The following is an 11,534-nucleotide window of genomic DNA, read 5'->3' as shown; positions in this document are numbered from 1 at the left end:
GTCTGCTTCCCTGGGAGTCGTGTGAGCCCGGATCGACGGGCGCACCGGGTATGGAAAGGCTACCCTAACGTAGTCGTGATTGAATGTCGTCATGGCCCAGCCCACACCCACCCGAACGGCCGATCTCGCGACCGGCTTCGTCCCCCACGACCCCGACGCTCTGCAGCGGTATCGCGCCGCCGGCGTCGTGGACGACGCACCGTTGTGGGGCCTGCTCGAGGACGCCGCCACGCGTACCCCGCATGCCCCGGCGGTCAGCGACCCCGCCCGCAGCCTCACCTACGCCGAACTGGCCGCAGCGGCGCGGCGTCGGGCCGCCGGGTTCCTCGATGCCGGTCTCACGCCCGGCGCGCCGGTCATCCTGCACCAGAACAACTCTGCCGCGTTCGCCGTCAACGTCCTCGGTCTGCTGCGCGCGGGTCTCGTCCCGGTGATGTCGCTGCCCGCCCACCGCGTCACCGAGCTCGCCCACCTCGCCGAGACCGCGGGCGCGGTCGCCTACGTCGGCGACGCACCTGCGATCGCGTCGGCGTTGTCCGACCGCGTCCCCGCGGTCGCCGCGGTGTTCGTCGAGGGCGGCGGTTCCCACCCCGCTCCGCCCGACGCGGACCCGGCGAGCCTGTCGAGCGACGTCGACCCGGGGGCGGTCGATCCCCAGCTGCCCGCGTTGTTCCTGGTGTCGGGCGGGACCACCGGACTGCCGAAACTCATCGCGCGCACCCACGCCGACTACCGCTACAACGCGCGACGATCCGCCGAGATCGCCGAACTCACCGCTCGCGACGTCTACCTCGTGGCACTGCCGGGCGCCCACAACTTCCCGCTGTGTTGCCCGGGCCTGTTCGGCGCCCTCACCGTCGGCGCGCACACCGTGTTCACCGACAACCCCAGTCCCGACAACGCCTTCGACATCATCGAACGCCACGGCGTGACCGTGACCGCCCTGGTCCCCGCGCTCGCCCAGGTGTGGTGCGCGGCCACCGAGTGGGAGCCCGCCGATCTGTCGTCGCTGCGGCTTCTGCAGGTGGGCGGGGCGAAGCTGGCCCACCCCGACGCCGTCGCGATCGACGCCGCTCTCGGTGACGTGGTCCAGCAGGTGTTCGGGATGGCGGAGGGGCTGATCTGTTACACCCGCCTCACCGATCCCCGTGCGCTGGTCCACGAGTCGCAGGGTGCGCCGATGTCGGAGCTCGACGAGGTGCGCATCGTCGACCCCGATGGGCACGACGTCGCCGACGGTGTCGAGGGGGAACTGCTCACCCGCGGGCCGTACACGATCCGCGGGTACTACCGCGCCGAGGAACACAACGCGCGGTCGTTCACCGCGGATAATTTCTATCGCTCGGGCGACCGCGTCCGACGCCTGCCCTCTGGACATCTCGCCGTCACCGGCCGTATCAAGGACACCATCGTGCGCGCGGGGGAGAACGTGGCCGCCGACGACATCGAGGAACACCTCCTCGCCCACCCCGCCGTCGCGCAGGCTGCGGTGGTCGGCCTGCCCGATGACGCTCTGGGGGAACGTATCTGCGCCGTGTTGGTGATCTCGAGCGCGGTCGCCGCCTCGGCGGCACCGTCGCTCGGCGAGGTCCGCGGGTTCCTCGCCGAGCGCGGGTTGGCGACGTTCAAGCTGCCCGACACGGTGTGCACGCGGTCGTCGCTGCCGGTGACCGCGGTCGGCAAGATCGACAAGGCCGCACTCCGGCGCGCGCTCGACGGGGATCAGCCCGCGGACTTGCCCTCGGTCCAGTAGGCCATCGAGGTCACCGACTTCCGGCCGAGCGAGAAGTCCTTCTTGAGGATCGAGGTGACGGCGCGGGTGGCCGCGGCCTCCAGTGCCACCCACCCGTGGTGATCGGGTGACGGCGTCGCGGCCGCACGGACGGCGTCGACCACCGCCGAGCCGTTGCCGCGCGGGATCCAGTGCACGGTGTCGCCGGGTCGGGCGCGCAGCGGCAGATCGCGGTCGCTCGGGTGCTGGTACTCGAACCACAGCGTCACCGGCACCTCGGGTGCGGCCGAGGCGGAGATCGCGTCGAGCAGGGAGTTGATCGCGGCGAGCGATGCGGCGTCGCCGGCGAGGAACCAGCCCGCGGGCGCCGGATCGGGGTAGGCGAACTTCGAGCCCATCACGGTCGCGTTGATGGTCTCGCCGGCCGTCACGTGCTGGGCCCATCGCGCGGCGGTGCCCTCGTGGACCGCGAACTCGATGGCGAAACTGTCGGATGCGGGGTCGGGATCGACGAGGGTGTAGCCGCGCTGATGCAGGCTGCCGTCGGCCTCGAACCACAACCGCACCCACATGGTGGGGTGGACGGGCGTCTTCTCGAGCAGTCCGCCGCCGGTGAAGAACACCCGGACGTAGGCGTCGGTGACGACCTCCGACCCGGTGACGGTGATCGTGAAATCGGTGGCGCCGAACAGCTTGAGGACCGCGCCCTGCCACCCCTTGGACGGCGACGCCGTCGTGGACTCACCCATGGTTGCTCCCTCTTCCTCATTGTCAGTGAGGCGAGGGTAACCTAACTAGGCGGCCGCGGCGCCCGCGGTCAGGCGGCGATGGGTGCGACGCCGGGGTGCGTGGCCAGGTAGTGGCGGGTGAACGTGCAGATGGGACGCACTTTTGCGCCCGTGTCGACGACATACTGCAACGCGCCGGTGGTGAGACGCGAGGCCAGACCGTGGCCGGTGAACTCGTCGTAGAGGACGGTGTGGAGCACCGTCATCACGCGTTGACCGTCGACCTGATCGACCTGATAGCCGAGAACGCCGACGAGGTCGCCTGCGACGTACAGCTCGAACCGGTCGCGGTCGGCGTTGTGCACCACCTCGGAGATCTGGTGCAGGATCGATTGCGCCGACTGCGGTGGCTTCTTCTTACGACGGACCTGCATCAGCGACCTCCTCTCGAATGTGACAGCCATCACAGTACATCGGGACGTACCTACGGTGGCGTAGTTTCTCCAAGGTTCAGGCACTCGTAACCACATCGAGTCGAGGGCGTTGGAGCCCATCACAGCACCGCAACGATCGCGTACGGTTGGGCCAGAACACCGAACACCACAACCGAAAACGCACGGGGGCTCTCGCGAACCGAGGGCTGAGATGGCGGCAGGCGGCCGCCGACCGACCGAACCTGTCCGGGTAATGCCGGCGTAGGGAGATGAACTCGATGCACGATTCTGCCGCCATCACCACCGGTCCCATCCGGGGTAGCTCCAAGCACCTGCGCGACGTCGACGGCATGGCCGTGCCGTTCCGTCGCGTGCACCTGTCCACCGGCGACCACCTCGACCTCTACGACACGTCGGGTCCGTACACCGACACCGACGCGTCCATCGACCTCGACCGTGGACTGCCCACGACCCGCGACACCTGGCAGCGACCCGAGGCCATCGACGGCGCCGCGACCCAGTTGGCCTGGGCGCGTGCGGGTCTCGTGACCCCGGAGATGCGATTCATCGCCGCCCGCGAGGGTGTCGACGTCGAACTGGTGCGCTCGGAGGTCGCCCGCGGGCGGGCGGTGATCCCCGCCAACCACCGCCACCCCGAGTCCGAGCCGATGATCATCGGCAAGGCCTTCGCGGTGAAGGTCAACGCCAACATCGGCAACTCGGCGGTCACGTCGTCGGTCGCCGAGGAGGTCGAGAAGATGGTGTGGGCCACCCGCTGGGGCGCCGACACCATCATGGATCTGTCCACCGGCGACGACATCCACCTCACCCGCGAATGGATCATGCGCAACTCGCCGGTGCCCGTCGGCACCGTCCCGATCTACCAGGCGCTCGAGAAGTGCAAGGGCGACGCCACGAAGCTCACGTGGGAGATGTACCGCGACACCGTGATCGAGCAGGCCGAACAGGGTGTCGACTACATGACCGTCCACGCCGGCGTGCTGCTGCGCTACGTGCCGCTGACCGCCAAGCGCGTCACCGGCATCGTCTCGCGGGGTGGATCGATCATGGCCGCGTGGTGCCTCGCCCATCACGAGGAGTCGTTCCTGTACACCCACTTCGACGAGCTCTGCGAGATCTTCGCCCGCTACGACATCACCTTCTCCCTCGGTGACGGTCTGCGCCCCGGGTCGATCGCCGACGCCAACGACGAGGCGCAGTTCGCCGAGTTGCGCACCCTCGGTGAGCTGACGAAGATCGCGAAATCACATGGCGTGCAGGTGATGATCGAGGGCCCGGGCCACGTGCCGATGCACAAGATCGTCGAGAACGTGCGTCTCGAGGAGGAGCTCTGCGAGGAGGCCCCGTTCTACACACTGGGCCCGCTCGCCACCGACATCGCACCCGCCTACGACCACATCACCTCCGCCATCGGCGCAGCGATGATCGCTCAGGCCGGCACCGCGATGCTCTGCTACGTCACCCCGAAAGAGCATCTGGGACTGCCTGATCGGGACGACGTGAAGGTGGGTGTGATCACCTACAAGATCGCCGCCCACGCCGCCGACCTGGCGAAGGAGCACCCGCGCGCGCAGGAGCGTGACGACGCGTTGTCGAAGGCGCGCTTCGAGTTCCGCTGGAACGACCAGTTCAACCTGTCGCTCGATCCCGACACCGCCGTCGAATATCACGACGAGACCCTGCCGGCCGAGCCCGCCAAGACCGCGCACTTCTGCTCGATGTGCGGGCCGAAGTTCTGTTCCATGCGGATCTCGGCGGATGTGCGGCAGTACGCCGAGGACAACAACCTCGAGACCCAGGCCGACATCGACGCGATGCTCGCGGCGAAGATGGACGAGAAGTCGCGGGAGTTCGTCGCGGCGGGCAAGCAGGTCTACCTCGACATCACCCCGGCCACCGCCACGTGACAGCGATCCCGCCACGGCCCGGGGATGATGGACCGATGAACCTGTTGCCGTCGGCGCCCCTGGGCGCCACCCCGGTCCGAGCGATGACGATCGCGGGCACCGATTCCGGTGGCGGCGCCGGGGTGGCCGCCGACCTGCGGACCTTCGCCCTGTCCGGGGTGCACGGGTGCGTCGCGGTCACCGCGGTCACCGTGCAGAACTCGCTCGGGGTGAGCGCGGTGCACACCATCCCGCCGGAGGTGGTGGCCGGGCAGATCCGTGCGGTGGTCACCGACATCGGCGTGCAGGCGATGAAGACCGGGATGCTCGCCAACGGCGCGATCATCGACGCCATCGTCGACGTCGCGGCCGAGGTCGGACTGGGCCGCGACCGCGCCATCCCCCTGGTCGTCGACCCGGTGTGCGCGTCGATGCACGGTCACCAGTTGCTGGCGCCCGAGGCGATGGACACCCTGCGTGACCGGCTCATCCCGATTGCGACCGTGGTCACCCCGAACCTCGACGAGGTCCGGCTGATCACCGGCATCGACGTCGTCGACGGCGACACCCAGCGGCAGGCCGCGGTCGTCCTGCATGAGATGGGCGCGCAGTGGGCGATGGTGAAGGGCGGCCATCTGCGCAGCAGTCCGCGCAGCGCCGACATCCTCTACGACGGGACCGAGTTCCTCGAGTTCGAGCACGTCCGGATCGACACCCCGCACGATCACGGCGCCGGCGACACCCTCGCCTCGGCGATGTGTTCGGCTCTCGCACACGGGATGTCGGTGCCCGACGCCGCCACCTTCGCCAAGGCGTGGGTGAGCGAGTCGATCCGTTGGTCGTACCCCCTCGGGAAAGGCCACGGACCGGTCAACCCGCTGTGGCGGGTCGCCGGTCCGTAGTCGAGAGGGTCGGGCAGGGAGCGTGAGAGCTCAGGCGTCGCGTCGGTTCGTCAGGACGATCCCGACCGCGAAGAGCCCGATCGCCCATACGGCGAAGTAGATCAGCGAGCCGTAGTCGTTCCACGGGTAGTCGATGCTGCCGCCGCCGTTGTTGACGTCGGACCCGCCCGCCAGGAACCGACCGGCGTTGTTGAACGGCAGGTAGGGCGCGACGACCTTCACCTTCGGGATGCTCGAGAGGATGAGCTCCAGTGCGAGCGGCCAGATGAGGACGATGACGATCGCGCCCGCGCTCTGCCGAACGATCGCGCCGACACCGAGGCCGATCAGCACGCACAGCACCATGTACACCGGGACACCCCAGTACTGGCGGACGGCGTCACTACCCAGCAGGTCGACCTGGCTCGACCGGTCGCCGGCCAGCGCCTTGCCGAGCGGGACGGCCACGAACGCGAGGACGAGGGTCACCACGAAGGACACGCCGCCGTAGACCACGGCCTTGGCGTACATGACGCTCGAGCGGGCGGGGATGGCCTGGAACGTGGTGCGGATGGTCCCGAACCGGTACTCGCTGGTCACCGCGAGGACGGCCATGATCATGAGGACCAGCACGCCGAACTGGGTGACACCGATGAGATAACCCGGTGCCCCGAGCAGGGGTTCGGACGCACTCAGCGACGAGTCGGCGAACCCGACCAGCACTGCGATGAGGATGCCGAGGACCACCACGATCCCGACGCACCAGTACGGCGACTTGGTGCTCAGGAGCTTGATGCGCTCGGCGTTGATGGCGTTGGTGATCACTGCTGTCCTCCGGGGAAGTTCGTCGGCGCGCCCGATCCCTGTGCGGTGTTCTTCGCTCCGCTGTACTGCACGGAACTCGCGGTCAGGGCCATGAACACCTCCTCGAGGGAGGCCGTGCTGCCCGAGAGCTCGTGCAGCACGATCGAGTTGGCCGCGGCGATCTCGCCGATCTGGTCGGTCGTGACGTCGGGAACGGTCATCGCCGACGAGCCGTCGGCGGCCGGCGCAGGCGCGAGGCCCTGGGCGACGAGCGCGGTGTGCAGCTGCGGCAGCTGCGGACTGCGGACGGTGACGATGCGCTGGGCCTGGCTGGTGAACTCCTTCACCGAGCAGTCGGCCATCAGACGTCCCTGACCGATCACCACGAGATGATCTGCGGTGAGCGACATCTCGGTCAGGAGGTGGCTCGACACGAGCACCGTCCGGCCCTGGGTGGCCAGTGCCCGCATGAACTTGCGGATCCACACGATGCCCTCGGGATCGAGACCGTTGACCGGCTCGTCGAACAGCAGGACGCCGGGGTCGCCGAGCAGGGCACCGGCGAGTCCGAGGCGCTGGGACATGCCGAGGGAGAACCCGCCGGCCTTCTTGCCCGCGACGGCGGTGAGCCCGACGTCCTCGAGCACCTGGTCGACGCGGCTGACGGGCACACCGCTGGCGGCGGCCATCCACCGCAGGTGCGAGCGTGCCGAACGGTTCGGGTGTACCCACTTCGCGTCGAGCAGGGCACCGACCTGGCGGAGTGGATCGGTGAGTTCGCGGTACGGGCGGCCGTTGATGGTGGCGGTGCCCGAGGTCGGGTTGTCGAGTCCGAGCATCATCCGCATGGTGGTCGACTTGCCCGCGCCGTTGGGCCCCAGGAAGCCGGTGACCATGCCGGGTTTCACCTCGAACGTGAGGTCGTCGACCGCACGGGTGGCCCCGTAGGTCTTGGTCAGTCCTTGAACGTTGATCACGCAGGTGACTATGCCAGCCGGACCATCGCGGCGGATCGGTCGATGGATTGACAAACCGCGGCCGCGCGGGCGTCGAAGGTCGGAGAAACGGCAGGGCGGGGCGGCTGCGGACGGGTATCGTCGACGTGCGGTTCGGGGCGGTGTTCGGTTGCGGGAAAGGCGGAGACAGCGCAGTGACATCACCCGGTTCTCCGGCCACCCCCGGGCAGGCCTCGTGGACGAACTCCGAACTCGAGTCGATGGCCGTGCGCGTGCTGGGTCGGGTTCCGGTCACCGAGTTCGGCGTCATCATCAGCGGCGCCGACGGGAGGTTCGTCGCCGGCACCCCGAGCGCCGCATCCATCCTCGGGCTGACCGTCGAGCAACTGCTGGGACGCACGATCGTCGACCAGCGCTGGTCGGCGATCACCGTCGACGGCGAGCCGGTCGCGGGCGACGAACTGCCCGCGAACACCACCCTGCGCACCGGCCGACCCCAGTCCGGCGTGCTGCTCGGTGTGCAGCGCGGCAGCGACGCGGCCGGCGAACACACCTGGCTCCGCGTCGACACCCACATGCTCCCGCACGACGAACCGCGCCCTCCCGGGGCCGTCCTGTCCTGCTTCGCCGTCATCGACGGACCCCGCGCGGCCGAGCTGCGCCTCGCGCAGTCCGAACGCACCTTCCGGATGATCACCGAGCGGTCCCAGGAGGTGGTCGGCATCCACGGCCTCGACGGGACGTGGCTGTGGGCGTCGCCGGCCGCCGGCCGTGTGTTCGGCGTCGCGCCGCCGGACCTCATCGGCAGCAACGTCTTCGACGTCATCCACCCCGACCACGTGGCAACCGCGAACGCGGCGCTCGTGGCCGTCCTCGACGGCGGCGAGCCCGTGACACTCACGTTGCGGGTACGACGCAGCGACGGTGCGTACTTCTGGACCGAGGTCATCGGGCAGTTGATCCGCGACCGCCGAGGACGACCGCATCAACTGCAGTCGTCGTTTCGCGAGGTCACCGCGCGGGTCGAGGCCGAGCAGGCTCGCGACGCGGCGGTCGAGGTGTTCCGGACGGTGATGGAGAGCTCGCCGATCGGGATGGCACTGCGCGATCTCGACGGCCGCATCCGACGGACCAATGCGGCCCTGCAGGAGATGCTCGGGGTCACCGACGACGATCTGGTCGGGACCACGCTGCTCGACCGCGTAGACGGCGACGACCGGGCGGCCGTGGACGGCGCGCTCGCCGCACTCGTCGCCGGCGACGACGGTCGCACCGGCTACGAGGCCCGGTTCGGACTCCCCGACGGCTCGACGGTCTGGGTGCAGTCGACGTCGGTCATGCTGCGCGCCTTCGACGGATCGTCGTCGACGGTCCTCGAGCAGCTCCACGACGTGACCGCCCGCAAGATGGCCGAGGCCGAACTCGAGCGGCGCGCGAGCTCCGATCCCCTCACCGGCCTGGCCAACCGCGCCCGTTTCACCGATCTCCTCGACGCCGCACTACGCGATGCCCGGGCAGGCGGCCCGCCGGTGACGGTGGTCTTCCTCGACATCGATCGGTTCAAACAGGTGAACGACACCTGCGGGCACCCTGTCGGTGACGATCTCCTCCGCCACATGGCGTCGAGCCTCACCGCGGCGGTCGGCGACGACGACGTGGTGACCCGCTATGGGGGTGACGAGTTCGCCGTCCTCCTGCGCAGCGCGGCGACCGATGTCGCCACGATCGTCGCGCGCATCGACCGTGCCACCAACGGGACCTTCGAGTCCCCGGACAACTGTTGTCCGGAGGTGTCGTTCACCACGAGCATCGGGGTGGCGACGTCGACCGGCGACAGCCCCGACGCCGTGCTCCGCGACGCGGACCGGGCCATGTATCTCGCCAAGCGTCGTCCCGACCGCACCGCCTGAGACGGTCAGTCCCGCGCGGGCGACGAGGCCTGCGCCCAGAAGCGGCGTGGGATGCGCCCCGCGCGGCGCGCCAGGAAGCCGCCGTGTACGGCCGCGGCCATGGCCTGCGCCATCGTCGGTGGGTCGTCGGCGCGGTTGACCGCCGACGCCAGCAGCACCCCGTCGCAGCCCAGTTCCATGGCGAGGGCCGCGTCGCTGGCCGTGCCGACCCCCGCATCGAGGATGACCGGTGTGGCGGCCGACGCCACGATCATCTCGATGTTGTGCGGGTTGGCGATCCCCAGTCCGGTGCCGATCGGCGACCCCAGCGGCATCACCGCCGCCACACCGACATCGCGGAGTCGCGCCGCGACGATCGGGTCGTCGCTGGTGTAGGCGAGCACGGTGAACCCGTCGTCGACGAGGGTGTCGGCGGCGTCGAGCAATTCCACGGGGTCGGGCAGCAGGGTGCGGTCGTCGCCGTGGATCTCGAGCTTCACCAGGTCGGTCTCGAGAGCCTCGCGCGCGAGCTGCGCGGTGAGCACCGCCTCGGCGGCCGTACGGCATCCGGCGGTGTTGGGCAGCACCGCGATGCCCAGCCGACGCAACAGATCGATCACGCCCGGGCCGCCGCCGGCGTCGGCACGCCGCATCGCCACGGTGGTCAGTTCGGTACCCGAGGCGACCAGAGAACGTTCCAGCACATCGAGATTCGCGGCCCCTCCGGTGCCCATGATGAGTCGCGAGGAGTACCGGTGCCCGCCGATGTCGAGCGCTCCCGCGACGAGGCCGTCGCGCACGTCAGCCACCCTGCACCGCCGTGAGGATCTCGACGCGGGCACCGTCGGGCAGCGGCCGGTCCCACGCCGAACGGGGGTGGACCGCGTCGTCGACGGCGACGGCGACGCCACGGTCGGGCAGCCCGAGTGCAGCCAGCAGTCCGGCGGCGGTGACGCCTGCGGGGAGTTCACGATCGGTGCCGTTCACCCGGATCGACACCTGCGCGTTCTCGCTCATGCACTCCTCCGGGGGTCAAGTCGCGCCACCCACGGTGACGCCGACGGCGGTGACGAGACGTCGAGCAGGTCGACGACGATCTCGGCGGTCAACGGTGCGGTGAGGATGCCGTTGCGTCCGTGCCCGACCGCGACGACGGTGCGTCGGTCACGTCTGCCCACCAGCGGCAATCCGTCGGCGGTGGTGGGGCGCAGCCCCGAGCCGATCTCGGCGACGCGGTACTCGGCGAGCCCCGGCATCAGTTCGGTGGCGTCGATCAACAGGTCACTCACCCCGCCCACGCGAGGCGCGGTGTCGTCGCGGTCGCCGGTCTCGTACTGGGTGGCCCCGACCACGACGCCGTCGCGTCGCGGGACGACGTACACCGACCGGCCACGCCATCGTGCGCGGACCACGGCATCCGGTGGCGGCGGTGCGGTCGGCGGTCGCGACAACCGCAGTATCTCGCCCTTCTCCGCGGTGACGGATACGCCCTCGATGAGGTCAGGTGCCCAGGAGCCGGTGGCCACGACCACCTGATCTGCATCGAGATCACCGATGCGGCAGACCTTCTCGGTCTCGAGGGTCACGCCTGCCGATCGTGCGCCGGACCGCACCGCGGCCAGCAGGGCACGATTGTCCACGGCACCCTCACCGGTCACCAGGTACCCGCGGCGTGCACTCGATCCCAACATCGCTGCCGCCGAACGCATCCGGTCACGGTCCACCGACTCGGGCCGCACATCGAACGCGGCGAGGTGATCGACGACGGCGCGCAGGTGCCCGACGTCGGAGCTGTCGGCGGCGATCAGGAGGGTGTCGGCGGCGACCATGATGTCGGCGGTGTCGACGCCGGACGCATCGAGGTCGGCCAGCAGCGCGGGCCATCGGTCGCGCGCGGCGAGAGCGAACTCGAGGAGCGCGTCCTCACCGGGCCGCCCCTCCCCCGCGCAGCCGAGCATCCCGCCGGCGACCGAGGTACCGGCGCCGGTGATGTCGGGGGCGTGCAACGTTGTGCGCCAACCGTTCCGGGCTGCACGCCAGGCGATGATCGACCCGACGACGCCCCCACCGACAACGGCCAGACGTGCGCTCACTCGTTCCACTCCCTTCCTTCGCCGGCATTACCCGGATCAGGTGCGACGGTCGGCGGCGGTGAGCCGCGATCTCAGCCCGATTCATCCCTCGGGCCCCCGTGTGTGTGCTC

General features: G+C 69.8%; 11 protein-coding genes and 1 riboswitch. Of the genes, 4 read left to right on the top strand and 7 right to left on the bottom strand.

Annotated features, from left to right (window positions below; all coding sequences use genetic code 11):
* Nucleotides 1-91: 91 nt before the first annotated feature.
* A complete protein-coding gene (locus ASG12_RS04890) occupies nt 92-1,753 on the top strand; it encodes a (2,3-dihydroxybenzoyl)adenylate synthase (protein ID WP_055785855.1) in 1,662 nt (553 codons plus the stop codon).
* Here ASG12_RS04890 and ASG12_RS04885 read toward each other — a convergent pair.
* Both ASG12_RS04885 and ASG12_RS04880 read right to left on the bottom strand, forming a co-directional pair.
* The gene (locus ASG12_RS04885) at nt 1,723-2,481 is read right to left on the bottom strand and encodes a siderophore-interacting protein (protein WP_055785852.1); all 759 of its coding nucleotides are present in this window, start codon (nt 2,479-2,481) and stop codon (nt 1,723-1,725) included. The two genes, ASG12_RS04890 and ASG12_RS04885, sit on opposite strands and share 31 nt — an antisense overlap.
* Before the next feature lie 68 nt (nt 2,482-2,549).
* Nucleotides 2,550-2,894 carry a GNAT family N-acetyltransferase gene (locus tag ASG12_RS04880; RefSeq protein WP_045821649.1) on the bottom strand — a complete coding sequence of 115 codons (345 nt, stop codon included), beginning with the start codon at nt 2,892-2,894 and terminating at the stop codon, nt 2,550-2,552.
* A 278-nt stretch (nt 2,895-3,172) separates the two neighbouring features.
* On the opposite strand from ASG12_RS04880, the gene thiC reads away from it, so the two are divergent.
* The gene (gene thiC, locus ASG12_RS04875) at nt 3,173-4,822 is read left to right on the top strand and encodes a phosphomethylpyrimidine synthase ThiC (protein WP_082501642.1); all 1,650 of its coding nucleotides are present in this window, start codon (nt 3,173-3,175) and stop codon (nt 4,820-4,822) included.
* A gap of 35 nt (nt 4,823-4,857) precedes the next feature.
* Nucleotides 4,858-5,703, top strand: a complete 846-nt coding sequence (gene thiD, locus ASG12_RS04870) for a bifunctional hydroxymethylpyrimidine kinase/phosphomethylpyrimidine kinase (RefSeq protein ID WP_045821647.1) — start codon at nt 4,858-4,860, stop codon at nt 5,701-5,703.
* Nucleotides 5,704-5,733: 30 nt separating this feature from the next.
* Here thiD and ASG12_RS04865 read toward each other — a convergent pair whose 3' ends face one another.
* Complete coding sequence (locus tag ASG12_RS04865; protein ID WP_055787674.1) at nt 5,734-6,504, bottom strand: ABC transporter permease; 771 nt, start codon at nt 6,502-6,504, stop codon at nt 5,734-5,736.
* The gene (locus tag ASG12_RS04860; protein WP_055785846.1) at nt 6,504-7,463 is read right to left on the bottom strand and encodes an ABC transporter ATP-binding protein; all 960 of its coding nucleotides are present in this window, start codon (nt 7,461-7,463) and stop codon (nt 6,504-6,506) included. Before ASG12_RS04860 ends, ASG12_RS04865 begins: the two co-directional genes overlap by 1 nt.
* Before the next feature lie 173 nt (nt 7,464-7,636).
* Between ASG12_RS04860 and ASG12_RS04855 the strand changes: the two genes are divergently transcribed.
* A complete protein-coding gene (locus ASG12_RS04855; protein ID WP_156377920.1) occupies nt 7,637-9,352 on the top strand; it encodes a sensor domain-containing protein in 1,716 nt (571 codons plus the stop codon).
* A gap of 5 nt (nt 9,353-9,357) precedes the next feature.
* Here the strand turns inward: ASG12_RS04855 and ASG12_RS04850 are convergent, their stop codons facing one another.
* The 3 genes from ASG12_RS04850 to thiO all read right to left on the bottom strand — a co-directional run bounded on the left by ASG12_RS04850 (nt 9,358) and on the right by thiO (nt 11,424).
* Nucleotides 9,358-10,140 carry a thiazole synthase gene (locus ASG12_RS04850; RefSeq protein ID WP_055785838.1) on the bottom strand — a complete coding sequence of 261 codons (783 nt, stop codon included), beginning with the start codon at nt 10,138-10,140 and terminating at the stop codon, nt 9,358-9,360.
* Nucleotides 10,133-10,348, bottom strand: coding sequence for a sulfur carrier protein ThiS (thiS, locus tag ASG12_RS04845; protein WP_156377919.1), 216 nt, complete (start codon nt 10,346-10,348; stop codon nt 10,133-10,135). The genes ASG12_RS04850 and thiS overlap by 8 nt, the downstream gene beginning before the upstream one ends.
* A complete protein-coding gene (thiO, locus tag ASG12_RS04840) occupies nt 10,345-11,424 on the bottom strand; it encodes a glycine oxidase ThiO (RefSeq protein ID WP_235456057.1) in 1,080 nt (359 codons plus the stop codon). The genes thiS and thiO overlap by 4 nt, the downstream gene beginning before the upstream one ends.
* Nucleotides 11,421-11,534, bottom strand: a riboswitch (TPP riboswitch). Its footprint overlaps the gene before it by 4 nt.

This window comes from Williamsia sp. Leaf354 (assembly GCF_001424365.1).
Classification (GTDB): domain Bacteria; phylum Actinomycetota; class Actinomycetes; order Mycobacteriales; family Mycobacteriaceae; genus Williamsia_A.
This window is presented reverse-complemented; position numbering and strand designations above follow the sequence as displayed.

Excerpts from the sequence above, each read along its gene's own strand:
- ASG12_RS04890 (WP_055785855.1), top strand. The coding sequence starts at position 92 with ATGGCCCAGCCCACACCCACCCGAACGGCCGATCTCGCGACCGGCTTC.
- thiS (WP_156377919.1), bottom strand. The coding sequence starts at position 10,348 with ATGAGCGAGAACGCGCAGGTGTCGATCCGGGTGAACGGCACCGATCGT.
- thiC (WP_082501642.1), top strand. The coding sequence starts at position 3,173 with ATGCACGATTCTGCCGCCATCACCACCGGTCCCATCCGGGGTAGCTCC.
- ASG12_RS04880 (WP_045821649.1), bottom strand. The coding sequence starts at position 2,894 with ATGCAGGTCCGTCGTAAGAAGAAGCCACCGCAGTCGGCGCAATCGATC.
- ASG12_RS04885 (WP_055785852.1), bottom strand. The coding sequence starts at position 2,481 with ATGGGTGAGTCCACGACGGCGTCGCCGTCCAAGGGGTGGCAGGGCGCG.
- thiD (WP_045821647.1), top strand. The coding sequence starts at position 4,858 with ATGAACCTGTTGCCGTCGGCGCCCCTGGGCGCCACCCCGGTCCGAGCG.